Annotated in this window: 19 protein-coding genes and 1 pseudogene; 8 read left to right on the top strand and 12 right to left on the bottom strand. The window is 71.0% G+C overall.

Annotated elements, in window-relative coordinates:
• Positions 1 to 112: 112 nt before the first annotated feature.
• Positions 113 to 535, top strand: coding sequence for a DUF3054 domain-containing protein (locus LB823_RS21455; protein ID WP_224651367.1), 423 nt, complete (start codon positions 113 to 115; stop codon positions 533 to 535).
• An 8-nt stretch (positions 536 to 543) separates the two neighbouring features.
• Here the strand turns inward: LB823_RS21455 and LB823_RS21460 are convergent, their stop codons facing one another.
• Positions 544 to 2,175 (bottom strand): NTF2-like N-terminal transpeptidase domain-containing protein, encoded by a 1,632-nt coding sequence (locus tag LB823_RS21460; RefSeq protein WP_224651369.1) that lies wholly within the window; start codon positions 2,173 to 2,175, stop codon positions 544 to 546.
• Positions 2,176 to 2,254: 79 nt separating this feature from the next.
• Between LB823_RS21460 and LB823_RS21465 the strand changes: the two genes are divergently transcribed.
• Positions 2,255 to 2,989, top strand: coding sequence for a pirin family protein (locus LB823_RS21465; protein ID WP_224651371.1), 735 nt, complete (start codon positions 2,255 to 2,257; stop codon positions 2,987 to 2,989).
• Positions 2,990 to 3,008: 19 nt separating this feature from the next.
• Here LB823_RS21465 and LB823_RS21470 read toward each other — a convergent pair whose 3' ends face one another.
• Positions 3,009 to 5,078 (bottom strand): CocE/NonD family hydrolase, encoded by a 2,070-nt coding sequence (locus tag LB823_RS21470; RefSeq protein ID WP_224651374.1) that lies wholly within the window; start codon positions 5,076 to 5,078, stop codon positions 3,009 to 3,011.
• 158 nt (positions 5,079 to 5,236) lie between these two features.
• Between LB823_RS21470 and LB823_RS21475 the strand changes: the two genes are divergently transcribed.
• Entirely contained in the window at positions 5,237 to 7,279 is a 2,043-nt protein-coding gene (locus LB823_RS21475; RefSeq protein ID WP_224651377.1) for a M13-type metalloendopeptidase, read from the top strand.
• Between the two features lie 97 nt (positions 7,280 to 7,376).
• Entirely contained in the window at positions 7,377 to 8,135 is a 759-nt protein-coding gene (locus LB823_RS21480) for a GAF and ANTAR domain-containing protein (protein WP_308011484.1), read from the top strand.
• Between the two features lie 100 nt (positions 8,136 to 8,235).
• On the opposite strand, the gene LB823_RS21485 is transcribed toward LB823_RS21480, so the two are convergent.
• From LB823_RS21485 to LB823_RS21500, 4 genes are all read right to left on the bottom strand, one after another.
• On the bottom strand, positions 8,236 to 9,333 hold the full coding sequence (locus LB823_RS21485; RefSeq protein ID WP_224651383.1) for an aminopeptidase: 1,098 nt from the start codon (positions 9,331 to 9,333) through the stop codon (positions 8,236 to 8,238).
• Positions 9,323 to 10,837, bottom strand: a complete 1,515-nt coding sequence (locus LB823_RS21490) for an FGGY-family carbohydrate kinase (RefSeq protein WP_224651386.1) — start codon at positions 10,835 to 10,837, stop codon at positions 9,323 to 9,325. Before LB823_RS21490 ends, LB823_RS21485 begins: the two co-directional genes overlap by 11 nt.
• 21 nt (positions 10,838 to 10,858) lie before the next feature.
• A complete protein-coding gene (locus LB823_RS21495) occupies positions 10,859 to 11,680 on the bottom strand; it encodes a BtpA/SgcQ family protein (protein ID WP_224651390.1) in 822 nt (273 codons plus the stop codon).
• Between the two features lie 80 nt (positions 11,681 to 11,760).
• The gene (locus LB823_RS21500; protein ID WP_224651394.1) at positions 11,761 to 12,537 is read right to left on the bottom strand and encodes a DeoR/GlpR family DNA-binding transcription regulator; all 777 of its coding nucleotides are present in this window, start codon (positions 12,535 to 12,537) and stop codon (positions 11,761 to 11,763) included.
• A 192-nt stretch (positions 12,538 to 12,729) separates the two neighbouring features.
• On the opposite strand from LB823_RS21500, the gene LB823_RS21505 reads away from it, so the two are divergent.
• The 3 genes from LB823_RS21505 to LB823_RS21515 all read left to right on the top strand — a co-directional run bounded on the left by LB823_RS21505 (position 12,730) and on the right by LB823_RS21515 (position 16,239).
• Positions 12,730 to 14,025 (top strand): MFS transporter, encoded by a 1,296-nt coding sequence (locus tag LB823_RS21505; RefSeq protein WP_224651397.1) that lies wholly within the window; start codon positions 12,730 to 12,732, stop codon positions 14,023 to 14,025.
• A complete protein-coding gene (locus LB823_RS21510; protein ID WP_224651400.1) occupies positions 14,022 to 15,449 on the top strand; it encodes a carboxylesterase/lipase family protein in 1,428 nt (475 codons plus the stop codon). Before LB823_RS21505 ends, LB823_RS21510 begins: the two co-directional genes overlap by 4 nt.
• Before the next feature lie 142 nt (positions 15,450 to 15,591).
• On the top strand, positions 15,592 to 16,239 hold the full coding sequence (locus LB823_RS21515; protein WP_224651403.1) for an HdeD family acid-resistance protein: 648 nt from the start codon (positions 15,592 to 15,594) through the stop codon (positions 16,237 to 16,239).
• A gap of 110 nt (positions 16,240 to 16,349) precedes the next feature.
• On the opposite strand, the gene LB823_RS21520 is transcribed toward LB823_RS21515, so the two are convergent.
• Both LB823_RS21520 and LB823_RS21525 read right to left on the bottom strand, forming a co-directional pair.
• Positions 16,350 to 18,542 carry a 3-hydroxyacyl-CoA dehydrogenase NAD-binding domain-containing protein gene (locus LB823_RS21520; protein ID WP_224651406.1) on the bottom strand — a complete coding sequence of 731 codons (2,193 nt, stop codon included), beginning with the start codon at positions 18,540 to 18,542 and terminating at the stop codon, positions 16,350 to 16,352.
• Positions 18,543 to 18,574: 32 nt separating this feature from the next.
• The gene (locus tag LB823_RS21525) at positions 18,575 to 19,786 is read right to left on the bottom strand and encodes an acetyl-CoA C-acetyltransferase (RefSeq protein ID WP_224651410.1); all 1,212 of its coding nucleotides are present in this window, start codon (positions 19,784 to 19,786) and stop codon (positions 18,575 to 18,577) included.
• 156 nt (positions 19,787 to 19,942) lie between these two features.
• On the opposite strand from LB823_RS21525, the gene LB823_RS21530 reads away from it, so the two are divergent.
• The gene (locus LB823_RS21530; RefSeq protein WP_224651413.1) at positions 19,943 to 21,127 is read left to right on the top strand and encodes a TetR/AcrR family transcriptional regulator; all 1,185 of its coding nucleotides are present in this window, start codon (positions 19,943 to 19,945) and stop codon (positions 21,125 to 21,127) included.
• A gap of 236 nt (positions 21,128 to 21,363) precedes the next feature.
• Here LB823_RS21530 and LB823_RS21535 read toward each other — a convergent pair whose 3' ends face one another.
• The 4 genes and pseudogenes from LB823_RS21535 to LB823_RS21560 form a co-directional block, all read right to left on the bottom strand.
• Entirely contained in the window at positions 21,364 to 22,020 is a 657-nt protein-coding gene (locus tag LB823_RS21535) for a nitroreductase family protein (RefSeq protein WP_224651430.1), read from the bottom strand.
• Between the two features lie 22 nt (positions 22,021 to 22,042).
• Positions 22,043 to 22,672 carry a hypothetical protein gene (locus LB823_RS21540; RefSeq protein ID WP_224651433.1) on the bottom strand — a complete coding sequence of 210 codons (630 nt, stop codon included), beginning with the start codon at positions 22,670 to 22,672 and terminating at the stop codon, positions 22,043 to 22,045.
• A complete protein-coding gene (locus tag LB823_RS23930) occupies positions 22,672 to 24,744 on the bottom strand; it encodes a protein kinase (RefSeq protein WP_308011486.1) in 2,073 nt (690 codons plus the stop codon). The genes LB823_RS21540 and LB823_RS23930 overlap by 1 nt, the downstream gene beginning before the upstream one ends.
• Positions 24,745 to 24,810: 66 nt before the next feature.
• Positions 24,811 to 25,114: pseudogene (locus LB823_RS21560) on the bottom strand (hypothetical protein); the annotation flags it as partial.

The following is a 25,114-nucleotide window of genomic DNA, read 5'->3' on the forward strand; positions in this document are numbered from 1 at the left end:
GGGGTCAGGCCCGGTCGGGGCCGCGGTTGGGAGGACCGCGCCCCGGCCGCGTGCCGTCACGACCCCACGATCCGATTCCCGGCAGGAGCCGCAGATCAATTACCGTTGCCGTATGCGCATCCCGGTCATCGCCGCCCTCGACGTGGTCTTCGTCCTGCTGTTCGTGGTGATCGGCCGGTTCAATCACGACGAGGCCTTCTCGCCTGCCGGGTTCGCCGAGACCGCGTGGCCCTTCCTGCTCGCGCTGGCGGTGGGCTGGGCGTTCACCTACGTGCTGGCCGCCCTGCGCGGTCACGAGCCCGGCCGCGCCGCCACCTTCGCCCCGGGGCGCGTCTTTCCCGCCGGCGTCATCATCTGGGTCTCGACGGTGGCCTTCGGCATGACGGCCCGCGGGCTGCTCACCTCGAAGGGCGTCGAGGTCAGCTTCGTCATCGTCGCGACGATCGCACTCGGCGTGTTCCTGCTGGGCTGGCGCGCCATCGCCAACACGGTCCTGTCCCGTCGCGCGAAGGCGACCACCGCGACCGGCGCATGAGCCGCGCGCTACTTCAGATACGCGCCCGCGACCTGCAGTGACCCGGCGCCGGAACGCTCGCCGCTGACCAGGATCGCGAAGGCCTGATCGCCGCGGTAGCCGATGAACCAGCCCGGTCCCTCGGGGCCGTTGGTGCCCACGAGCCCCTTGGCCTTGGTCGAGGCGAGGTCGCTGCCGTCGCCCGACGGGGACACGGTCGAGTCCATCTTCGCCCGCACCGCCTTGAGGATCTTCTCATCGACGTCGCCGAGCGGCGCGCTGGGCTTCGCGGTCTGCCCCTGCACCACGTACGGCGCCGTGGTTTTGCCCTTGGCGATCGCGGAGGCGAGGACGGCCATGCCGAAGGGGCTGGCCTTGACGGTGTCGGCGCCGAGCTCGGCGGCGCCCCGGCCGCCGGTGCCGGGCAGCTCCGCGGTCTTCGTCGTCACGCCCGTCATGGCGAAGTCGGTGCCCATGCCGAGCGGGGCGAGCAGCTTCGCCTGCTTGCCGGCGTCGTTCCCCGCGGCGGCGTTGACCTCGCTGTAGAGCGGCTCCAGCACGGGACCGGTGGTGGCGAGCCCGGTGAGCGCCCAATCGATGGAGATGCCGCTGGCCTGCGTGTTCTGCGCGGCGGCCAGCACGGCGCCGGTGGAGACGGACAGTACGACCATGGCGGCGGGCTGCCCCAGCTGGACCACGGCGTTCTCGACGTCGAGCTGCACCTTGGGATCCATCGCGGTCCGCAGGTCGGGCCCGGGCGGGCCCTGGAAGCCGACGATCTTGGTGGGCGGCTTCCCGTTCGTGAGCAGCTGCACCTCCCAGCCGGCGGTGGCGTCGCGGTTGGCCTGCCAGGCGCCCTTGATGCCGTCGAAGAGGGGCGAGAACAGCTGCCGGTTGGCGATGAGCAGATCGCCCGCCGTGGTGTCCTGCAGGCCCGGGACGGCCGTCAGCGCGTCGCCGAGGACCCCGTAGTCGTCGTCCCGCAGGTCCACGACGGGGACCGGTTTGCCGGGGTCCGCCTTCGCCTTCGCGGCGAGGGATTCGGGCGTGACCAGCGGCGCGACCGGGGAGACGATCTTCGCGACCCGGTTCAGGCTGTCGGTCAGGTTCTTGGTCTTGTTCGGATCGACGGTGAGCCTGTGCACGGTGCCGGCGAACATCAGTTCCGACTTGTCCGCGGCGAAGACCTTCGGCGGCTTCGCGTCGGTGCGGATCTGCCGGATCGCGGTGTCGGGCGTGAGGCCCGGCGCGAGCACCGCGGGGTCCCAGGAGATGCGCCAGCCGATCGACAGCTGCGAGGCGCTGCCCTTGGTGGTGTAGTCCCAGTCGCGGCCGTCGCCGAAGTTCCAGTGCGTCTTCACGTCGAAGGTGGCGTTGCCGCCGGAGTAGCGCTGCACGTTGGACGCCGTGACCTCGACGGACTTCGCGTTCATGTCGCGCAGCGTGCGGCCGATGACGCCGCCGGCCGCGTCGGGCGAGGAGGTGAAGGCGGCGGCCGCGACGGCCTTGCCCTCGCCCAGCGCCGAGCCGTAGCCGTCGAGCATCTTCTGCACCTCGGCGACGGCGCTGTCGCCGCACGCGGCCAGCCCGGAGCCCAGCGTGAGGAGGAGTGCGGAGACCACCGCGGCGGCGCCGTACCGTGCCCGGCCGCTGCGTCTCACGTGGTCTCCTCGCTGCTCATGGTGCGTTCGGCATCCCTGGCCGCGGAGTTTACCGGTCCTCACATGGCATCCTTGGGATATGGAACGGTTGCTGCGCTCAGAGGACCGCGCCGCGTCGTCGATGCCGGGCGTGCAGTCGCGCCACTGCTTCTCCTTCGGGGACCACTACGATCCGGACAATACGCACCACGGCGTCCTGCTCGCGTGCAACGCGGAGCAGGTCGCGGCGGGTACGGGCTTCGACACGCACCCGCACCGCGCCGTCGAGATCGTCACCTGGGTGCTGTCCGGTTCCCTCGTCCACCAGGACAGCGAGGGACACGCCGGGCTGGTCCATCCGGGCCTCGCCCAGCGGATGAGCGCGGGCACCGGCGTCCTGCACTCCGAACGCAACGATCGCCCCGACCCCGCGGGCGCCGACGTCCGGTTCGTCCAGATGTGGGTGCTGCCCGACGAGCCGGGCGGCGCACCGTCGTACGAGCAGCGGGAGGTCGACGCCGATCTCGCGGCGGGCGGCCTGGTCGCCGTCGCGTCGGGCGACCCCGCGCAGGACGCGGCGATCCGGATCGGCAACCGCGGTGCCACCCTGTTCGCGGCGCGCCTGGCGCCCGGCCGCGCCCTCGACCTGCCGGACGCGCCCTTCGGGCACCTCTACCTGGCCGACGGTGCGGTGGTCGCCGAGTCGTCCGGCGGTCCGGTCGGTCTGTCCGACGGCGACTCGCTGCGCACCGTCGCGGACGGGCGGCGCGTGACCGCCGGGCCCGACGGTGCCGAGCTCCTGTTCTGGCGCATGCGGAACCGCCTGGGCGGCTGAACGGCACGCCGGAGTCCGGCTACGGCAGGGGCCGGTCCGAGGGCACGACGAGGTAGCTCGGCTGCTTCGGGTCGATCAGCACGTGCTGCGGCCGGAACTGCGTCTCCGCGGTGACGGGCCCGACGGTCATCGACTTGATCAGGTTGAGCGCGAAGACGTCGACCCGCAGCCGGTGCCCGGGCTTGAGGACGGCGCTCACGGCGTGGGTACCGATGTCGAGCGGCACCACCTGGCCGGGCTTGACCAGCTCGCGGTCGTCGATGTTGAGCTGGTAGTACGGGGACGCGAGATCGCCGCTCGCCGTGCGGATGCTGCGGGACTCGTCGATCTGCCGCAGCGACGTGGTGAGCTGGCCGGAGCTGATCTTCTCGGACCGTCCGTCGGGACCGACGTCGGTCACGATCACGCTCCAGTACGCGTCGCGGGCGTCCTGTGTGGTGTTGAGACGCAGGTTGATCGGGCCCGAGATCACCGTCGGCTTCCCCACCGGTTTGGACGTGAAGGTGAGCGCGTTCATCTCCGCGACCCGGGTGTCCTTGGTGCAGCCGGTGAAGACGAGGAGCCCGAACATCGCCTGCCCGGTGTCGTTCGAGCACAGCGTCGAGAGGCCGGGGCCGACGGTGCGCCGCGCCGCGATCTTCGGCGGCGCGGTCTGGAGGCTGTTGTCCGACAGCGCGGTCGGCGCGGTGCCCGAGGGCAGGCTGGAGAGGTACATGCGCTGGTACTTCTGGCCGGGCTCGGGGAAGGTGTCGCCTTGCCACCAGCCGCCGCCCATGCGGTGCACGGTGACCGGTGCGTAGTTGTCGATGCCGTTGTCGGCGTCCTTGAGCCACTTGTCGAACCACGCCTTCTGCAGCACGTCGGCGCGCGTCGGCTGGTTCACCCCGCCCAGGTCGTTGGTGACGGTGGCGTGCGCCGCGTCGCCCATGATGAGCTTCTTCTTGCTCGTGGGCAGGGCGCTCAGGTCCTTGGGAAGGCGCCACTCGGTGTTGGTGAACAGGTCGTTCCAGGCGCCGAGCGCGAAGGTCGGCGTGGTGATCTTGTCCAGCGCCGTGCGGTAGGCGGCGCGCAGCGGCGAGTTCTTGTCGATGAGCTGCTTGGTAGTGGGGGTGAGCCCCTCGACCGTCGGCGAGAAGACGCCGGAGAGCAGCTCCGGGAAGAACACCGCCGGGTTCTGCAGCCGGTCCTGCAACCACTTCCAGTCGAAGGTGCCGTTGAGCAGCGAGCGCAGGTCGGGGATGAACTTGAGGATGTTGACGATGGCGAGCCAGGGACCGAGGAAGCCGACGCCGAGGCCGCCGCCGGGGGCGACGATGTCGGCGGCGATGTCGGCACCGGGGACGACGGGGAACAGGGCCTGCAGGCCGGCGGGGTTCTTCGACGCCGCCTGGAGCTGATTGATCGCGGAGTACGAGACGCCGGACATGCCGAGGCGGCCGTTCGTCCAGTTCTGCTGACGCACCCAGTCCAGCACCTCGACGGTGTCCGTCTGCTCGCGCGCACCGAAGACGTCCCAGACGCCCTGCGAGTTGCCGGTGCCGCGCACATCGACGACGACCTGCGTGTACCCGCTCTGCACCAGCGTCTGGTCGACCGTGAAGGTGTTGATCAGGCCACCGTTGAGCACGTTGCGGAGGTCGTCGACGCCGCCGATCGGCGTGCCGGAGAAGTTGAACATATTGAGCACGCCCACGAGCGTCGGGAAGAGCACGGGGACGTTGGTCATCACGGTGGCGATGGTGCTGACGAACTTGGTGTAGGGCGTGACGTTGACGATCGTCGGGGTCTTGGTCTCGATCGCCCTGCCGGACGCGTCCGCGGGCCGGAAGATGTTGGCCCGCAGGACGGTGCCGTCCGACATGCGGATCGGAACATCCCACTCCGTGGCCATCTTCGGGTACTGCGTCGGGCCGTCGTGGGAGGCGATCCACTCGGGGTTGATCATGCCCGCGACACCCGGCCCCGGCTTCCACGGCTCCGCGCCTGCCCGCGCGACGAGTCCGGGCACGGTGATCGACGTTCCGATCAGCACGAACGCCGTGAGCAGGGCGGCCAGAGTCAGCCGCAGTCGCGGACGTATCAGCCTCATCGAAGAATCCCCTTTAACTTCTCCACCCCGCCCCAGGCCAACCCTGATAGCGGTTTGCGTCACACCGCACGCTAACGGTGTGCTGCGCCATAGGGAATACTGACGAGTCACTTCTCCCACCATGTGAGATTCCTGAGGTCGGCTGGCAGGATGGACGGGTGACGACTTCTCCCGCTCTTGACCTCAGCCACGTCGACGCCGGCATCCGCGTGCAGGACGACCTGTTCGGGCACGTCAACGGCGCCTGGCTGGACACGCACGAGATCCCCGCCGACCGCTCGACCGACGGCGCCTTCTACGCCCTCCGCGACGCCGCTGAGGAGACCGTCCGCACGATCATCGAGGCCTGTGCCGCCGACGCCGGGGCGACCGGCGACGCCGCGCGGATCGGCGACGCCGCGCGGATCGGCGACCTGTACGCGAGCTTCATGGACACCGGCGCCATCGCCGCCGCGGGCCTCGCGCCCCTGGCCGACGAGCTGACGGAGGTCCGGTGGGCGCAGTCGCCGTCGGACCTGGTGACGGTCCTCGGCCGGCTGCAGCGGACGGGCGTGAGCGGGCTGCTCGGCTACTACGTGGACACCGACGCAAAGCGCTCGGACCGCTACCTGGTCAACGTGGTGCAGAGCGGGATCTCCCTGCCCGACGAGGCCTACTACCGCGAGGAGCAGTACGCGCCGATCCGGGAGAAGTTCGTGGCGCACGTCGCCGCGACCTTCCGCCTGGCCGCGGAGGTGCTCGAGGGCGTCGTGGCGCCGGGCGAGGAGGACGCGGCCGCCGCGCAGGTCCTCGAGCTGGAGACCGCGATCGCCGCCGGACACTGGGACGTGGTCGCCCGGCGCGACGCCGACAAGGGCTACAACCTGCGCACCTTCGCCGAGTTCTCCGCCGAGGCGCCGGGGCTCGCCCCCGCCGCCTGGGTCGCCGCCGTCACCGGCACGGAGGCGAGCCCGGCGTTCGCCGAGGTGAACGTGCGGCAGCCGTCGTTCGCAACGCACGCCGCCGACCTGCTCACCGACCGTCCGCTCGCGCAGTGGCGCACGTGGCTCGCCTGGCGGGTGCTGCACGCGCGCAGCCCCTTCCTCACCGATGCCCTCGTCGACGAGCACTTCGCCTTCTACGGCACGGCGCTCACCGGCACGCCGGAGATCCGGGACCGCTGGAAGCGCGGCGTCACCCTGGTCGAGCAGTACCTGGGCTTCGCGGTGGGCGAGCTGTACACCGCGCAGCACTTCCCCGCCGATTCCAAGGAGCGCATGCAGGCGCTCGTCGCCGACCTGGTGGAGGCCTACCGCCGCCGGATCACCGAGCTGCCCTGGATGACCCCCGCGACGCGCGAGCGCGCGCTGGAGAAGCTGGGCAAGTTCACCCCGAAGATCGGCTACCCGGACGTCTCCCGCGACTACTCCGCGCTGGAGATCCGCCGGGACGACCTGATCGGGAACCTGCGCCGCGGCGAGGCCTTCGAGCACGACCGCGAGTTCGCGAAGATCGGCGCGCCCGTCGACCGCGACGAGTGGTTCATGACGCCGCAGACGGTCAACGCCTACTACAACCCCGGCATGAACGAGATCGTCTTCCCGGCCGCGATCCTGCAGCCGCCGTTCTTCTCCCCCACCGCCGACGACGCCGTGAACTACGGCGGCATCGGCGCCGTGATCGGCCACGAGATCGGCCACGGCTTCGACGACCAGGGCGCGAAGTACGACGGTGACGGCAACCTCGAGGACTGGTGGACCGACGCCGACCGCGCGGAGTTCGGCAAGCGCACCACGGCGCTCATCGCGCAGTACGACGCGCTCGTCCCGCGCGAGCTGGCCGACCAGCCGGGCGGCTCCGAGCACCACGTCAACGGCGGCTTCACCGTGGGCGAGAACATCGGTGACCTCGGCGGCCTCGGGATCGCCCTGGTCGCCTACGGGATCGCCCGGGAGCGGGCGGGCGGCACCGTCGACGACGAGTCCACGCGCCTCGACGACCTGACGGGCCTGCAGCGGCTGTTCTTCAGTTGGGGCGTCGTGTGGCGCGGCAAGTCCCGGCCGGAGGAGGCGATCCGCAGGCTCGCGATCGACCCGCACTCGCCCGCCGAATTCCGTTGCAATGCCATCGTCTCGAACCTCGACGAGTTCTACGCCGCGTTCGGCGTCGATGCCGGGGATCGCCTGTTTTTGGACCCCGACCGCCGTGTCTCGATATGGTGAGAACCGATCAGTAACGACTTTCCGAACGACCCGTCCAGCAACCGGCGGATACCCATGATGTGACCCCGTGTCGAAACGGCACGGAGAACGGGTGGCCGTGCATTCACACAAACAGTCCGGTGAACAACTCCCCTCGGTCCTCGGCGTCGTCCACGAATCACCCGAAGTCCCCCTCGAGGAACTGCCTCTCGGGGAGCGGATGGGCGAGATGGCGCGGCTGCTGCGCGAGCAGTCCGGGGACTCGGAGTCGCTCCTGACGGCCGCCACCCAGTTCGCCGTCGACCAGGTGCCCGGCGCCGACTTCGCGTGCGTCACGCTGGTCGACCCCAAGGGCGGCATCTCGTATCCCGTGGTGATCGGTGCGGAGGCGCAGCGCGTCGCCGACGTTCAGCGTGATCTGGAGGAGGGCCCCAGCGTGGGCGCGACCTTCGAGTCGACCACGATCCTGCTGCTGGAGGACACCGCCGACGACGACCGCTGGCCGCGCTTCGCGGCCGCCGCGCGCGAGGCGGGCGTCGGCTCGATCCTCTCGTTCTGCCTGTACGTGCAGAACGAGGCCTACGGCACGCTGGACCTCATGGCGCGCGAACCGCACGCCTTCGACGCCGAGTCGATCTCGATCGGCTCGCTGTTCGCCGTGCACGCGGCCGTCGCCTTCTCCGCCGTGCGCGAGAAGGAGCAGATCCGCGCGGCGCTGACCACGCGCGACGTGATCGGGCAGGCCAAGGGCATGATCATGGAGCGCTACAAGCTGGACTCCGACGCCGCCTTCCGCCTCCTCGCGCGCCTGTCCCAGGACAGCAACATCCGCCTCGCCGAGGTCGCCGAGCAGGTCATCGACGCCGGGCCGGAGTAGCCCGACGGTCCGCCGACCGCTGCGGCTGCGGCTGACGCCGACTCTCCCTCACGAAACACCCGGTCCCCCAACGGACGCCACCACTCACGCACCGGCAGCCCTACGGCTCGAGCACGACCCCGTCGGCGATGAGGGGCCTGCCGTCGATGATCAGGCTGCCCGCGCCGCCGGGGGCGTCGGTGCGGAGGTCCTTGACGATGTCCCAGTGCAATGAGGAATCGTTGGTGCCGTTGCACTCCGCGTACGCCCGGCCCAACGCGATGTGCACGCTGCCGAGGATCTTCTCGTCGATGAACAGATCGCCGGTCCAGGTCTGCACCACATCGCTGGTACCGATCCCGAGCTCACCGATCCGAGCGGAGCCCCCGTCGGTGTCGATGAGGGCGCGGGCCACCTCCGCGCCCCGCGTCGCGGAGACCCCGGTGACGAGCCCGTCGGTGAACTCGAGCCGCAGGTCCTCGAAGGAGCGGCCCGCGAAGACGAAGACGCCGGGGAAGGTGATGTACCCGTTCACCCCGTCGTCGAGCGGTGCGGTCGCCACCTCGCCGTCGGGGAGGTTCGCCTCGCCGGCGAAGAGCACGCCGAGCCGGCCGGCGACGCGCATCGTGAGGTGGGTGTCGGGCGAGATCACGGTGATGGTGTCGGCGGCGCTCACGGCGTCGGCCAGCGGCTGCCAGCGCCGACGGTGCGCGTCCCAGTCGTCGAGCGCGCCCGCGAAGAACTCGTCGAGCAGCGTCGGGAGGGGCACGGCGATGCGCTCGGCCCAGTCCGCGGTGGGGATCCGCACGACGGCCCAGCGGGTGCCGCGCCAGCGCAGCGACGAGACGACGCCCTTGGCGGTGCGCTGCGCCGCGAGCTTCGCCGGCAGGTCGGGCAGCTCGGACTCGTCCTCCGGCCACAGCATCGCCCGGAAGGAGACGTGCACCGTCGACCACTCCATCGCCGCGACCTCCACCGGCGCGGGCTCCCGGAGCTCGTCGACGGTCCGTGTGGCGAGCGCGTCCGCGTCGGCGAACTCGCTGGTGTAGACCGTTTGCACCGCGGCGCCGCGGCGCGTGGCCTCGCGGATCAGGGCGTGCGCCGCGGGGGTGGCGGCGGCATCGTTGAGGAAGACGCTCACGCGGGAATCGGCGGCGATCTCCAGGCGGTGGGCGATGTGCTCGGCGAGGCGGGCCCACCGGGGGTCGTCACTGGTCATGGTTCCTCAGTTCGTTCAGGTCGCTGACGATGTCGCGCGTGGCGCGGTAGAAGGCCCGATAGGCGGCGCTCTGCCGGGCGTAGAGCGGGGCGAGATCCGTGCGGGGCGCCACGGACCGCTGCACGTCGACCCAGTCGTCGAGGCGGTCCTGGCGGGTCATCCCGACGGCACAGGCCGCGAGCATGGCGTCGCCCTGCGCGGCGCCCGATCCACCGACGACCTCCTGCGGGTAGCCGCTGATGTCGGAGATCGCCTGCAGCCAGACGGCGTTCTTGGTGCCACCGCCGACCGCGCGGATCCGGCTGGGCGCCAGGGACTCCGCCTCGTACGCGCGGAGCGCCTCGGCGGCCGACTGGGCGATGCCCTCGAGCACGGCGCGGGCCATGTCCCCGCGGTCGTGCTCGAGCGAGAGCCCGAGGAAGCCGCCGCGCGCGCCGGCGTCGAACAGGGGCGTGCGCTCGCCGCTGAGGTGGGGTAGCGCCAACAGGCCCCGCGCGCCGGGCCTCGATCGTGCTGCGAGGTCGGCGATCTCGGTGAACACCTCGTCGATGCTCTCGGTGCCGGGCGCCAGGATGTCGACGTACCACCGAGTGAAGCTGCCCGCCGTCGCCGTGCCCGCGGCGGCGATGTAGCTGTCGCGGAAAACGTACGGCGCGGGCCACAGCACGGCGGAGGAGACGGGCCGGTCCACGACCTCGATCAGGAAGTGCGAGGAGCCGTACATGAGCATCATGTCGCCGGGGCGGCGCACGCCGGCGCTCAGCGCCTCGACGGCGGCATCGGGCGCGCCCACCAGCACCGGGGTCCCGGCCCGCAGCCCGGTCGCCGCGGCCGCGGTCGGCGTGACCTCGCCGACGACGTCCGAGGACCAGCCGAGATCGGGGAGCTGATCCCGCCGGGGCGCGCCGGGCACGCCGTCGAGGTTCCAGTCGCCGGTGCGCCGGTCGTAGAGCGGGTGGTAGTAGGCGGCGGTGGCGTGGTCCGTCACCCGCTTGCCGGTGAGCCGACCCGTGACGAAGGTCTGGCAGGTCACGAAATGCGCGGCGGCCGCGAAGACCTCGGGCTCCTCGTCGTGCAGCCACGACACCTTCGGCCCCGCGGACTGCGAGGTGAGGGTGGTCCCCGACCGCGCCATGATCTCGTCCTCGCCGAGCGCGGCGACGGTGGCCGCGATCTGCGCGTCGGCTCGGGTGTCCACGCCGTACAGGATCGCGGTGCGCAGGGGGCGGCCCGAGGCGTCGATGGGGAGCACGCACGGGCCGATGCCGCTGCACGCCACCGCCGCCACCTCGGCGGGGTCGACGTCGCCCTCGGCGAGCAGGCGCGCCGTCACCTCGACGAAGCCGGCCCACCACACGGTCTCCGGGTCGTGCTCCACGAAGCCGGGGCGGGGCACCGTCACGCGGTGCTGCCGGCGGGCCCGTGCGACGACGGTGCCGTCGGCCCGCAGCAGCACCCCCTTCGTCTCGTAGGTGCCGATGTCGACACCGAGAACGACAGTCATGAGGTCAGTGTTTCGCGCGGATCAGAGCGTCGCGCGCAAATCGCGGACGGCGCCCATCAGCTCCTGCACACGGGCCAGGTCGGCGCGGTTCTCGAAGACCCCGCCCTCCTTGAAGGCCGTACCGACCACGGCACCGTCGGCGATGGCGAGCTGCTCGGAGGCGTTGGCGGCGCGGACGCCCGTGTTGACGAACACGGGGACGGCGCCGGCGGCGTCCTTGACGATGCGCAGCGACTGGGTGTCGGTGGGGGCGCCGGCGGTCAGGCCGGAGACGCAGAGGGCGTCGGGCTTGGTGGCGAAGACGGTGGTCTCGGCGATCGACTTGAGGCTGCGCTCGGCCATGTACGTCGCCGACTCGGGGACGATGTTGAACAGCAGCTTGACGCCCTGGCCGCCGATGCGGTGACGGTAGCGCGCCACCTCGCCGACGTTGGTGTCCCACATGCCGAAGTCGCTGGCGTAGACGCCGGTGAAGATCTCGCGCACCCACTGCGCGCCGGTGGCGACGGCGAGGTCGATCGAGGCGCGGCCGTCCCACAGCACGTTCACGCCGTGCGGCACTGACAACTGCGGCAGCAGCTCGGCGATGATGCGCGCCATGGTGATCGCGGTGATCGGCTCGGTCTTGGTGAGGTACGGGAGGCTGAACTCGTTGGAGACCATGACGCCGTCGACGCCGCCGGTCTGCAGCGCGTCGAGCTCGGCCTTCGCCCGGTCGATGATCGCGCCGATACCGGCCTTGGTGTCGTAGCCCGGGTCGCCCGGAAGGGCGGAGAGGTGAAGCATGGCGATGACCGGCTTCTTCGTGCTGAAGACGTCGTCGAGCCAGGTGGTGGTGGTCATGGGGCCGTCTCTTTCGTCGGTGAAGACACGCGCCGGGTTTCGTGCGCGCGGGTTGTGGTGTGGTGGAGCGGGATCGAGTGTCAGCGCGGGTCGGCGAACACGGTGCGCACTCCGGCCGCCTCAGCGGCGCGGATCACGTCGGAATCGGGGGCCGCGTCGGTCACCAGCAGGTCGGCCGCGGCGAGCGGCGCGACCTGCGCGAGGTGCGCGCGGCCGAGTTTGGTGCGGTCGACGACCACGATGAGGCGGTCGGCGGATTCGATGGCGGCGCGCTTCACCGCGCTCTCGTCGCGGTGGTAGTCGCTGTAGCCACGGGCGGCGTCCACGCCGGACACCCCCATCACGAAGGTGTCGCAGTTGTAGCGGCGCAGCGCGGAGACCGCGTCGTCGCCGATCAGGCTGTGTTCCCCGGGACGGACGGTGCCCCCGGTGAGCACGACCGTGGTGCCGGGCTCGTCCGCCAGTTCGACGGCGACCAGCACGCTGGGCGTGACCACCGTGAGCTCGAGCCGCCTGCCCCGGATGGCGCGCGCCACCGCGAGGGCGGTGCTGCCGCTGTCCAGGATCACGGTCTCCTTGTGGTGCAACAGGTTCGCGACCGTCGCGCCGATGTGTTCCTTGCCCACCGACTCGGCACCCATCCGGGATTCGAAGGTGGGCTCGACGAACTTGCCGGTCGCGATCGCGCCGCCCATCACCTTGCGCACCAGGCCTTCGACCTCGAGCGCGTCGACGTCGCGGCGCACCGTCATCTCGGAGACCTGGAAGCGGCCGGCGAGCGAGGCGAAGTCGACCTCGCCCTGCTCCTGCACGAGATCGCGGATCAGGCGCCGCCGTTCCGTGACGTCGAGTGCCATGGCCCGCTCCCCTCGTGCTCCCTCGGTGATGAACGATTGTGACTTTATCACAGCCACGTGGGGGTCGCCACCGCGTTCTGAGAATATTTCACCGACTTTGGTCGAAGTTCTTGCGATCCAGGTCACATCGATCTACATTTTGATGTGATTTAACAACAAGACGCTCGTCCGCATCGAACACCCGGAGGCATCATGACCCCACCACCGACACTGGAGAGCTCGGCGCCGTCCGGCTTGCTCGCCCGCATCGGTATCCCTCCGAGCATCGCGTGGGGCTTCGCCGGCGTCTTCCTGTTCATGATCGGCATCGGCCTCGAGATCAGCTGGCTCAGCCCGTACCTCACCGACCAGGGCATCAGTGTCAGCGTGGTCGCCTCGATCTTCTCGGTCTACGGCATCAGCGTCTCGATCTCGTCGTGGATCTCCGGCGTGGTCTTCGAGATCATCGGCGCCAAGCGCACGATGCTGCTGGCCTTCGTGCTGTTCGCCGCGGGCACGGCGGTGTTCGTCGGGATCGGCGTGCAGCAGCAGGCGGTCTGGGCGCTGTTCGTGGGCTACGCGATCAAGGGCTTCAGCTACCCCCTCTTCTCCTATTCCTTCCTCGTCTGGATCGCGTACCGCGCTGTCCCGGAACGCCTCAGCACCGCCTACGGATGGTTCTGGGTCGCCTTCTCCGGCGGCATGAGCGTGGTCGGCGCCTACGGCTCGGGCCTCCTCATCGACGCCGTCGGGCCGATCCCGGTGCTCTGGTCGACGGTGCTCTTCGCGGGCCTCGGGACCGCGGCGATCGTCCTGCTCAACCGCGACGACATCACGCCGAAGCCCGCACCCGCCGACGACCGCTGGCTTGAGCTCTTCTCCCTGGTGACGATCCTGCGCGACCAGCCGCGGCTGGCGCTCGTGATCGGCATCCGCATCGTGAACACGCTGCCGCTCTTCGCGATGCCCGTCTTCATGCCCCTCTACCTGGAGGACTACGGCTTCACCACGGCGGAGTGGCTCGCGGTCTGGGGCACCACCTGGCTCGCGAACATCGCCTTCAACCTCGTCTTCGGCTACCTCGGGGACCAGCTCGGCTGGAAGCGCGTCATCTCCTTCGTCGGCGGCATCGGCTGCGCCCTGTCCACGCTGGCCTTCTTCTACGCCCCGCAGGTCCTCGGCCACAACTTCACCGCCCTGATGATCGCCGGACTGTGCCTGGGCGCCTGTGTGGCGGGCTACATCCCGCTCGACGCGATCGTCGCGAACTTCGTCGAGGACAACAAGGGCGCCGCGATCTCCGTGATGAACTTCGGCGCCGGCCTGTCCACGCTCGTCGGCCCGCTCATCGTGGCGATCTTCGCCGAGCCCTTCGGCTACACGTCCGTGGCGTGGGTTCTCGCCGGCCTGTACCTCGCGGTGGGCGTGGTGATCTGGTACCTGGTGCCCCGCACCGCCGCGACGAACGACACGGACGCCGCCACGACGGCCGAGGCGACCGAGGCGTGACCTCCTCCCCCGGCACCGATCCGGCCGTCGTCGAGTGCGACGCCGGCCGGATCACCGGCCTCCGAATGGGGTCGCTCCGGCGTTTCCTCGGCGTCCCCTACGCCAGTCCGCCGGTCGGCGCGCGACGCTTCGCGCTCCCCGAGGCGGCCGCACCGTCGAACGTCGACGCCGGCGCCTTCGGCCCCACGCCCCCGGCCTCGTTCGTGCTGCCGGCCCCCTTCACGTACCCGGAGATCCTCGGGGACGACTGGCTCACGCTCAACGTCTGGACCCCGGCGGAGCCCGACGGTCCGCTGCCCGTGCTGGTCTGGTTCTACGGCGGCTCCTTCGCGATGGGCAGCACCGCGCAGGGCGTCTTCGACGGGGCCGCCTTCGCCCGCGACGGCGTGGTCTTCGTCTCCGTGAACCACCGGGTGGGCGTCGAGGGCTTCGCCCACCTCCCCGACGCCCCGGACAACCGCGGCCTGCACGACCTGGTCTGCGCGCTGGAGTGGGTGCGGCGCAACATCGCCGCGTTCGGCGGTGATCCGGCCCGGGTGACGATCGCGGGCGAGTCCGCGGGCGCGATGAGCGCCTCGGCGCTGGCCGCGTCGCCGCACGCCGGTCGCCTGTTCGCGGGCGCGATCTGCCAGTCCGGCATCGGGCTCGCGTACGACGCCGAGACCGCCGCCCGGCCCGCGCGGATCGCCGCCGAGCGGCTCGGCCTCGCCCCGACGGCCGACGACCTGCGGGCGGTCGATCCGCGGACCGTCGGGCGGGCGGTCGCGGACGTGATGGCGGGGCTGCCCCCGCACCGGCAGGCCACACTGTTCACCCTCGCGCGGGACGGCGATCTGGTGCCCGAGAGCCCCGTCGACGTCCTGTCCCGCGGCCCAGCCGCAGTGCCGATGATCATCGGGCACAACGCCGCCGAGGCCGACCTGTGGCGCACGCCCGGCGTCTTCCCGCCCGTGTGGGCCGACGGCGCGCCGGACGCGCGGTTCGCCGAAGAACTCGCCCTCCTCGGGGCGGACGAGGCCGTCGTGCGCGCCTATCGGGAACGCTTCGACGACGATGACGCCTTCGTCGAGCTCGTCTCCGACGGCCTGTTCTGCGCCCCATCGCTGCGGGCCCAGCGCGGGCAGGCCGGAAACTGCCACGCGTACCTGTTCACCTGGCCGTCGCCGCTCCTGAGCCGGACCGCGTTCCACGCCCTCGACCTCGGCTTTGCGCTGGACAACCTCGATGATCCCACGTTCGCGCGGCACGCGGGCCCGCGGCCGCCGCGGGCACTGGCCGCGGCGATGCACGGCTCCTGGGTGCGATTCCTTGGCGCGGGCTCCCCCGGTTGGGCCCCGTACTCCACGGAGCGGGACGTGGCGACCTTCGGGCCTGCGGAAAGCCGTGACCTGGGCCTTCTCGCGATGTGGGGAACACGGGCGTAGTCACGGGTTCGAACTGCGACGATTCCGACCCTGTGTTCGCATCGCAAAATACGGTCTGGTGTGATTGTCTGTCGTCGGCGAGAGACGAACACGGGTTCACCTCGATTCATCGCCGGGAACGTCTCACGAGAAGAGGGAGATCATGACCGCAAGTCCCACGAACAACCCGAACCCCCCGAGCAACCCGCTCGGCGCCGGCCAGCAGTTCGTCAACGAGGTGCGCGGGTTCGCCGCGGATGTCGCCAAGCGCACCTGGCAGACGGCCATCGCCATCGGCGCCATCGCCGCGATCCTCGGCATCGTGCTGCTCGCCTGGCCGCAGCCGACGCTGCACGTCGTGGCGATCCTGTTCGCGCTCTACCTGCTCATCACCGGCGTGCTCCAGATCGTCGCGACCTTCGGCGTGCTCTCCTCGCAGAGCTTCTGGTGGCGCCTGCTCACCTTCCTGACCGGTGCGGTCTCGATCGTGCTGGCCGTCGTCGCATTCCGCAACGTCGTCGAGTCGCTGGTGATGCTCGCCATCTGGATCGGCGTGGGCTGGATCTTCCGCGGCATCGCGGGCCTGTCGCTCTACGCCGACTTCCCGAAGGGCGCGCCCGGCAAGGTGTGGGGCATCATCCTGGCCATCATCTCCATCGCCGCCGGTGCCTTCGTCGTGATCTACCCGTACGACTCGATCCCGTCGCTGGTGCTGGCCACCGGCATCGTCCTGATCGTGCTCGGCCTGGTCGAGATCTTCCACGGCATCCAGATCCGGTCGAACATCAACCGCATCCGCCCGCAGGTCTAGTCCGCACCCGCGGAACTGCCGGCCTCACCCCGGCAGACCGAAAAGGGGCCGGCACCGTCTTCTCGACGGTGCCGGCCCCTTTCGTCGTTCAGGCCGTGCGGCGGTGAGTCCTACTCGTAGGTCTCGCCGGCCTCGGCCTTGGCGACCAGCGAGGCGGGCGGGGTGAACTGCTCGCCGTACTTGCCGGCCAGGAAGTTCGCCTGCGCGATGAACGCCTTCGGACCCGCGAGGCCCTCGGCGGGCGTGCCCGGGCGGCCCTCGTAGGTGTTGATGTACTGCAGCACGCCACCGGTCCAGGCGGGGAAGCCGATGCCGAAGATCGAGCCGATGTTGGCGTCGGCCACCGAGGTGAGCACGCCCTCGTCGAAGCAGCGGACGGTCTCGATGGACTCGATGAAGAGCATGCGCTCCTGGAGCTCGTGGAAGTCCGGCGTGACGCTGCCCGACTTGAACTGCTCCTGGAAGCCCTGCCACAGGCCGGTGCGCTTGCCGTCGGCGTAGTCGTAGAAGCCCGCGCCGTCCTTCTTGGAGGTGCGGCCGTTCTCGACCATCCAGTCGACCACGGCGAAGGCGCCGTGCTGCGGCACGTCCTTGCCCTCCGCCTTGAGGGCGGTCTCGGTCGCGAGGCGGATCTTCTGCATCAGGGTGAGCGTGAGCTCGTCCGTCAGCTGCAGCGGCGCGGCCGGGTAGCCGGCCTGCTGGCCCGCCTGCTCCAGGTACACCGGGTCGACGCCCTCGCCGATGGCCGCGAGGGCCTCGTTGATGAACGTGCCGATGACGCGGGAGGTGAAGAAGCCGCGACTGTCGTGGACGACGATCGGGGTCTTCTTGATCTGCAGGGTGTAGTCGATCACCTTCGCCAGGACGGCGTCGGAGGTCTTCTCGCCCTTGATGATCTCCACCAGCGGCATCTTGTCGACGGGGCTGAAGAAGTGGATGCCGATGAAGTCCTCGGAGCGCTTGACGCCCTCGGCGAGGATGGTGATCGGCAGGGTCGACGTGTTGGAGCCGAGGATGGCGTCGGGCTCGACGATGTCCTCGATCTCCTGGAAGACCTTGTTCTTCACCTCGACCGACTCGAACGCGGCCTCGATCACGAGGTCGACGCCCGCGAAGTCCTGCGGGTCGATGGTCGGCGTGATGCGGCCGAGCAGCTCGTCGGACTTCTCCTGCGTGGTGCGGCCCTTGGCCAGCGCCTTCGCCTCGAGCTGCTCCGAGTACGCCTTGCCCCGCTTGGCGGCGTCGAGGTCGATGTCCTTGAGGACGACCTCGATGCCGGCCTTCGCCGAGACGTACGCGATCGCCGCGCCCATCATGCCGGCGCCGATGACGCCGACCTTCTTGGCCTGGTACTTCTCGAAGCCGTCGGGGCGCGAGCCGCCGCCGTTGATGTGCTGCAGGTCGAAGAAGAACGCCTTGATCATGTTCTTCGAGACGCTGCCCGTGGCCAGCTTGGTGAAGTAGCGCGACTCGATCTCGAGGGCGGTGTCGAAGTCGACGTAGGTGCCCTCGAACGCGGCGGCCATGATGGCCTCCGGCGCCGGCATGGGCGCGCCCTTGAGCTGCTTGCGCAGGTTGGCCGGGAACGCCGGGGCGTTCGGGGCCAGGGTCTTGTCGATCGGCGAGCCGCCGGGGATGCGGTGCCCCTTGACGTCCCAGGGCTGCACGCCGCCCTCGGGGTTGGCCTTGATCCACGCCTTGGCGGCGGGGAGCAGCTCGTCGACGGTGGCGACCACGTCGTTGACCAGGCCGGTCTTCTGCGCCTTGGTCGGGTTCATCTGGGTGCCCTGGAGCAGCACGCCCATGAGCGCGCCCTGCAGGCCGAGCATCCGGACGGTGCGGGTCACGCCGCCGCCGCCGGGGAGCAGGCCGAGCGAGACCTCGGGGAGGCCGATCTTGCTGCCGCGCGCGTCCGCCGCGATGCGGTGGTTGGCGGCGAGGGCGATCTCGAGGCCGCCGCCGAGCGCGGCGCCGTTGATCGCGGCCACGACGGGCTTGGGCAGCTTCTCGATACGACGGAGATCCTTCTTGATCTCCTGGACGTTGTCGAAGACCTGCTGCGCCTCGGCCGGGGTGGCCTTGCGGATCTCGGTCAGGTTGCCGCCGGCGAAGAAGGTCTTCTTCGCGGAGGTGATGACGACACCGGTGATGGACTCGACCTCGGCCTCGAGGCGGTCGACGGTGGCGCGCATGGACGTGCCGTACAGCTCGTTCATGGTGTTCGCGGAGCTGGTCGGGTCGTCCATCGTCAGAGTGACGATGCCGTCGGCGTCCTGCTCCCAGCGGATCATGTTGTCAGACATGTTTCTTCAGTCTCCTGTTGTTCCGGCGGGCGTTAGACGCGCTCGATGATGGTGGCCGAGCCCATGCCGCCGGCGATGCAGAGCGTGATGAGGCCGTAGCGGCCCCCGGTGCGCTCCAGCTCGTCGAGCACGGTGCCCACCAGCATGGCGCCGGTGGCGCCGAGGGGGTGGCCCAGCGCGATGGCGCCGCCGTTGACGTTGACCTGCTCGCGATCGAGCTTGAAGTCCTTCATCCACTTGAGCACGACCGAGGCGAAGGCCTCGTTGAGCTCCCAGACGTCGATGTCGTCCTTGGTCAGGCCGGCCTTGGCGAGCACCTTCTCGGTGGCCGGCGTGGGGCCGGTCAGCATGATCGTCGGGTCGGCGCCCGTCGACGCGGTGGCCACGATGCGGCCGCGCGGGGTCAGGCCGGCCTTCTTGCCGCCGGCCTCGTTGCCCACCAGGACCAGCGCGGCACCGTCGACGATGCCCGAGCTGTTGCCGCCCGTGTGGACGTGGTTGATCTTCTCGACCGTGGTGTACTTCTGCAGCGCGACGGCGTCGAAGCCGCCCATCTCGCCGATCACGGTGAACGCGGGGCGCAGCTTGCCGAGGTCCGCGGCGGAGGTGCCGGGACGACGGTGCTCGTCGTTGTCGAGCACGACGAGGCCGTTCTGGTCCTTGACGGGCACGACCGACTTCGCGAAGCGGCCCTCGTCCCACGCCTTCGCGGCGAGGTCCTGCGACTGCGCGGAGTACTCGTCGACGTCGTCGCGGGAGAAGCCCTCGATGGTGGCGATCAGGTCGGCACCGATGCCCTGGGGCGCGATGTAGTTGTCGTAGCTGTACTGCGGGTCGTAGAAGAGCGCGCCGAAGTCCGAGCCCATGGGCACGCGGGACATCGACTCCACACCGCCGGCGAGGACGAGGTCGTCGCCGAGGGCCGAGCCGACCTTCTGCGCGGCCATGTTGGTGGCCTCGAGGCCCGAGGCGCAGAAGCGGTTGATCTGCACACCGGCGACGGTGTCCGGCAGGCCGGCCACGATCGAGGCGGTGCGGGCGATGTCGGCGCCCTGCTCGCCCACGGGCGAGACGACGCCGAGCACGATGTCGTCGATGGACGCGGGGTCGAGCTCCGGGTTGCGGTCCTTGATCTCATCGATCAGGCCGACCACGAGGTCGGTGGGCTTGATGGCGGTCAGCGAGCCGCCCTTGAGCTTGCCACGGGGCGTGCGGATCGCCTCGTAGATGAATGCGTCAGACACTTGGTCTTCCCGTCCTTTCGAAGAAGGTGTTCCCGGCCCTCGCGGATACCACGAAGCCCGTCACTCCTACAGGCTAACCGCGTGTAGCTTATTTGGAAAGACCGGCAGGTAGATCCTGGTTCAAAACGCCCTAGATGGGCTATTGTGACGTTAATCATGGCAACCGCATCACGTTCCGCGGGCACGCGCCTGCGCCCCGCCGAGCGGCGTCGACAGCTGGTCGACGCCGCCACCGCGCTGTTCCTCGAGCAGGGCTACGGCAAGGTCTCGGTCTCCGACATCGCGCGCGCCGCCGGCATCAGCGGCCCCAGCGTCTACCGGCACTTCCCGGACAAGGAGGCCATCCTCGCGGCGGCCATGCGCTCCGCGGTGGACGAGATGGCGGAGACCACCGCGCGGGTGCTCGCCCGGCCGGGCGCCACCTTCGAGGACCTCTCCTCCGCCGTCTTCGCCATGGCCGTCTCCCGCCCCGGCCCGCTGGCCCTGTGGCGGTGGAATCGCCGGCACCTCACGGCCGAGCAGGCGCGGGAGATGATCGCCGCCAGCGAGAGCGTGCTCGGCTCGTGGACCGAGGTGCTCCGCCGCGACCACCCCGAGCTCACCGACGACGACGCCCGCGTCCTCACCTGGGCCGTGCTCGCCGTCGGCGGCTCCGTGCCGCCCAGCCGCGGCCGCATCGGGATCCGCCGGTACCGCGCCGACCTCGAACTGATCGCCCGGCGGGTGCTGCGCGCGGCACCGTCGACCGCCCCGCAGCTGCCCGCGCCCCCACCGCACCGCGCCCCCGTGGTCCGCAGCGACGAGATCCTCGACGCCGCCTCGGAACTCTTCTTCTCCCGCGGCTACAGCGCCGTGAGCATGGACGACATCGGTGCGGCCGTGGGCATCTCGGGCCCCAGCGTCTACGGGCACTTCCCCTCGAAGGGGTCGATCCTGGTCGGCATCGTCGCCCGCGCCCGCGCCGCGCTCGAGATCGGCGTCGTCGGCGCCGCCGGGGTGTCCGACGGTGACCCCCTCGCCGAGCTGCGCGCGCTGGTGCGCTCCTACGCCGCCAACCTCGTCTCGTCGACCGACCTCGCCGTCGCCTTCACCGTCGGCCGCGAGGTGGTCATCGAGTCGGGCGGCGAGGCGCTGCTCGCCGCGCAGAAGGCCTACGTCGCGCGCTGGGTCGCTCTGCTCGCCGCCGGGTCCGACGGGGGCATCGACGCCGCCGGGGCCCGCATCGCCGTCGGCGCCGCGATGACCATCGCCAACGACTTCGCCCGCACCCGCCGCCTCCGTGGCCGCCCCCGCTTCCACGACGAGCTGGTCCACCTCGTCGACGCCGCCCTCGGCATCTGAATCCCGGCGTTCGGCCCGAGCGGCGTCGACGGGGCGTGGGGGACGTTTCCTCCCCCACCGGAAGCCGCTCCCCTCGTGGGGGACCAGCCGTCCCCCACGCGGCGTCGACGTCCCCCACGCCGCGACGCGGCGGCGGGTCCGGCCGGTGCTGCAGCCTGTGGCTTTCGTGTCATGCGTGGCACGCATGACTCCGCAGAGTGAGCAACCGCCCCGGCGGCCGGCGGCGGACCGTCGGGCTACCAGCCGTTGACGTGCAGGACCGTCTCCAGCGGGGCGCGCTTGGCGAGCTTGAAGTCGGTGCCCTTCGTGTAAGCGACGGGCAGCAGCACGCCCTGACGCACGGTGGCGGGGATGCCGAGCGCCTCGGCGACCTCGCGCTCGTACCCCAGGTGCAGCGTCGTCCACGCGGAGCCGAGGCCGCGCTCGCGGAGCGCGAGCGCCAGGCTCCACGCCGCGGGGAGCAGCGAGCCCCACAGCCCGGCCTGAGTGCCCTCCGGCAGCTCGCCGCCGGGAACGTGAATCGCGCCGATGACCAGCGCGGGGACCTGATCCATCACCTCGGCGAGGTAGGTGGCGCTGGAGGCCACCTTCTCGGCCGTCTCGAGGTCCTTCGGGGGGTTCGCCGCCCGCGCGGCGGCGCCCGCCTCGGCGTAGGCGAAGTAGGACTTGCGGTAGTACTCGGCGACGATCCTCTTGGGCTCGGGGTCGGTGAGCACGATCCAGTGCCAGCCCTGGGCGTTGCTGCCCGACGGTGCCTGCAGCGCCACCTCGAGCGCGTCCGTGATCACCTCGAGAGGCACGGGCCGCTCCAGGTCGAGGCGCTTGCGCACCGATCGCGTGGTGGTGAGCACCTCGTCGGCGGTGAGGTCCAGGTGCGGGAAGTCGAGTGCCATGCCTCGACCCTAGCCAGAGAACCTAGCGGGCGCGGGCCGAGCCGCTCCCCCGCTTCGCCCGGTCGAGCGTCGCGAGCGACTTCTTGGCCGCGGCGAGTTCGGCCTGCAGTGCCGCGACGCGATCGGCGGCGGCGTCGCGGGCGGCGGAGAGCACCTCGTCGACCGTGGCCTGCGCCTCCTTATCGGCGAGGCCGGCCAGCGCCTTGTGCAGCGCGGGCAACGAGATCTCCTGCGCGCCCGCGGGCTTCTGCGCGTTTCGCGTCACCTTGAGCGAAGCCGTGTTGTCGGCGCCGACGTACACCGTGATCGCGACCGACCGTGCGGCCCGCGCGGGCGCCGCGACGCCCGTCGGCTTCGCCGGGGCGGGCTTCGCCGGGGCAGCCTTGGCAGCCGCGGCCTTGGGTGCGCGCTTCACCGGCTTCGGTTGCTTGGTGGCGCGCAGTTCCCGTGCCTCGTAGGGCAACTGGTCGTCGACGCCGGTCGGCTTGACGGTGACCACGACGCCGTCGACCGCGACCACCCGGGCGGACGCGCCGGCGGCCAGCCCGAGGCTCGGCACGCCCTCGACGAGGTAGACCAGCGGCTTCTTGCCCTCGGCGAGCGCCGTGGCGTAGCGCCCGAGGTCCTCGGCGGTCAGGGTCTGCTCGGCCATCACTTGACTCCCTTCACCAGTGCGGGCACCACCGACTGCTCGATCGTGTCGATGGCGAGCGGCCCCCCGAACAGGAGCGCGTCCACGCCGTTCGTCTTGTCCAGGATGATGATCGGCACGCCGTAGGTCAACGACGACGGGACGCCGTCGAAGCCGCCGTTGCCGCCCGCGGCGTCGGTGCGCGCCACGACCGTCCTATCGACCTCGCTCGAGCTCACGGCCTTGTAGATGTCGCCCGACGCCAGGCTCAGCCAGGATCCGGTCCCGTCGACCGGGGTCTGCGTCGCGAAGCCGAGCTGCCCCAACAGTTGCAGCGCGTTCGCCGAGCCGCCCGCGAGCTTCGTCGTCTTACCGTCGAAGTGCACGACGTCCAGCTTCTTCCCCGCGAACTCCGGGTGCGCGGAGCGCAGCGTGGTGATTCGGCCCTCGTAGGTCTTCTTCACGGCCTCGGCACGGTCCTTCGCGCCGAGCGCCTCTGCGATGAAGGCGAGCTGCTGCTGCCAGGTCCACCCGGCCTTGCCCTCCGCGGAGACGGCGATCGCGCGGCCGCCGGCGAGCGACTTGAGGTCCTTGACCTTCTCGGACGCGTCCGGGTCGGTGTCCAGGATCAGGTCCGGCTTCGCCTTCTCGATCACCGACGTGTCCGGGTTGGTCGAGGTGCCGGCGCTCGGCACGCCCGACAGCGCGGAGACCCAGGCGGGCAGCTCCGACTTCGGGCCGTTCGCCCCGGCGACCACCTCGAATCCCAAGGCGGAGACCAGTTCCGCGTCGCCCGCGCCCAGCGCGACGATCCGCTGCGGCCGGTCGCCGAGCTCCGTCGTGCCGTTGACGTCCGTCACCGTGCGGGCGCTCCACGCGTCCAGGGCCGGCCGGCCGTCGTCGTCGCCACCGCCGCCCACGAGGACGATGCCGAGCACCGCCGCCAGCACGACGACGAGCGCGGCCGCGCCGCCGATCAGCAGCTTCTTCCGGCTCGACGACGACGTCCCGGGCCCGCCGAGCACGGGCATCGACGGCGAGCTCGGCCCCATCGGACCGCCCGGCCCCCGCGGCCCGGTGGGACCGACGGGACCGAGCAGCCCCGTCGGCGCGCCGGGCGGCAGGCCCGGCCCGCCGGGAACCGTCGACATCGGGCCCGGCTGGTTGTAACCGGTCGCGAGCGCCGGGTTCGACGGCGTCCCCTGCCAGTTCACGCCCTGCGGCGCGGTGGGCGGCGCCATGCCGGCCGCGCCCGACATGCGCCGCGAGGCGGCGGCCAGGGCGTCGGAGAAGTCGCCGGCGGCGTTGAACCGGTCCGCCGGGTTCTTCGCCATGGCGCGGCCGAGCACGTGGTCGACCTCCGGCGAGAGGTCGGGCCGCTTGAGCCGGATACTGGGCGGATTCTGGCTGATGTGCGCCAGCATCAGCTGGCCCGAGATGGTGGTGGTGAAGGGCGGCGCGCCGGTGAGCAGCACCACCGTCGCGCAGGCCAGGGAGTAGACGTCGGCACGGTGGTCGACGGGGTGCCCGAGCAGCGCCTCGGGGGCGGTGTACGCCAGGGTGCCGACGACGGTGCCCGCCTGCGTGTTCTGCCCGACCTCGGTCTGGGCGGCGCCGATCCCGAAGTCCGCGAGCTTGACCTGCTCGCCGCGGCGGCCTCGGTCGACGAGGAAGTTGGCGGGCTTGACGTCGCGGTGGAGGATGCCGTGCTGGTGCGCGTAGTCGAGCGCGTCCGCGACCTGCTCGACGACGGCGACGGTGCGGTCCAGGCTGAACGGGCCCTCCCGCTGCACGGTCGTGGCGAGGTTGCCGCCCTCGACCAGCTCCATCGCGATCCACAGGTGTCCGTCGGACTCGCCGCGGTCGTAGACGTCGACGATGTGCGGGTGCTTGAGCCCGGCGATCAGGTCGGCCTCGCGGTCGAACCGCGCGCGCACCGACGGATCGGCCGAGAGCTGGGTCTGCAGCACCTTGAGCGCGACGGACCGGGGCAGCGTGCGGTGCCGCACGCGGTACACCGTGCCCATGCCTCCGGTACCGAGGATCGACTCGATCACGTACCCCGCGATCGATTCACCGGGTTCCGACGCCACGAACACACCTCCGCTCCTGTACGTGTACAGCGGTAAGAATCTACCGCGACGGAGGTTGTCCGCTGCTTAACGCGAGGTTGGCGGCTCGTCGGAGGGGCCGCGCTCGCCCGTCTTGCCCCACCGGGGCGCGCTCGGCGGCTGCACCGGGCGGCGGCGCGGGCCGTGCTCGTCGTGGCCCTGCGAGGGCCGCACCCAGCGGTCCCCGCCCTGCTTGCGCTGGGCGCCGGTGCCCCGCTCGTAGGGCGGCGGGGGCAGCGGCCGCACCGGGCGGGGCGACCGCTGCGGCGGCACGGGCGGCGGAGGCGCCTGGTACTGCGGGACGGGCTGCGGCGGCGGAACCGGGGCGCCGCAGCCCGTCCCGCAGTACCAG

This window comes from Tsukamurella sp. M9C, from assembly GCF_020169415.1.
In the GTDB taxonomy this organism is placed as follows: domain Bacteria; phylum Actinomycetota; class Actinomycetes; order Mycobacteriales; family Mycobacteriaceae; genus Tsukamurella.

What these genes read in the sequence shown, in the direction of transcription:
- LB823_RS21455 (WP_224651367.1), top strand. Translation starts at nt 113, where the DNA reads ATGCGCATCCCGGTCATCGCCGCCCTCGACGTGGTCTTCGTCCTGCTG.
- LB823_RS21465 (WP_224651371.1), top strand. Translation starts at nt 2,255, where the DNA reads ATGGAACGGTTGCTGCGCTCAGAGGACCGCGCCGCGTCGTCGATGCCG.
- LB823_RS21470 (WP_224651374.1), bottom strand. Translation starts at nt 5,078, where the DNA reads ATGAGGCTGATACGTCCGCGACTGCGGCTGACTCTGGCCGCCCTGCTC.
- LB823_RS21485 (WP_224651383.1), bottom strand. Translation starts at nt 9,333, where the DNA reads ATGACCAGTGACGACCCCCGGTGGGCCCGCCTCGCCGAGCACATCGCC.
- LB823_RS21490 (WP_224651386.1), bottom strand. Translation starts at nt 10,837, where the DNA reads ATGACTGTCGTTCTCGGTGTCGACATCGGCACCTACGAGACGAAGGGG.
- LB823_RS21495 (WP_224651390.1), bottom strand. Translation starts at nt 11,680, where the DNA reads ATGACCACCACCACCTGGCTCGACGACGTCTTCAGCACGAAGAAGCCG.
- LB823_RS21500 (WP_224651394.1), bottom strand. Translation starts at nt 12,537, where the DNA reads ATGGCACTCGACGTCACGGAACGGCGGCGCCTGATCCGCGATCTCGTG.
- LB823_RS21505 (WP_224651397.1), top strand. Translation starts at nt 12,730, where the DNA reads ATGACCCCACCACCGACACTGGAGAGCTCGGCGCCGTCCGGCTTGCTC.
- LB823_RS21515 (WP_224651403.1), top strand. Translation starts at nt 15,592, where the DNA reads ATGACCGCAAGTCCCACGAACAACCCGAACCCCCCGAGCAACCCGCTC.
- LB823_RS21520 (WP_224651406.1), bottom strand. Translation starts at nt 18,542, where the DNA reads ATGTCTGACAACATGATCCGCTGGGAGCAGGACGCCGACGGCATCGTC.
- LB823_RS21530 (WP_224651413.1), top strand. Translation starts at nt 19,943, where the DNA reads ATGGCAACCGCATCACGTTCCGCGGGCACGCGCCTGCGCCCCGCCGAG.
- LB823_RS21535 (WP_224651430.1), bottom strand. Translation starts at nt 22,020, where the DNA reads ATGGCACTCGACTTCCCGCACCTGGACCTCACCGCCGACGAGGTGCTC.
- LB823_RS21540 (WP_224651433.1), bottom strand. Translation starts at nt 22,672, where the DNA reads ATGGCCGAGCAGACCCTGACCGCCGAGGACCTCGGGCGCTACGCCACG.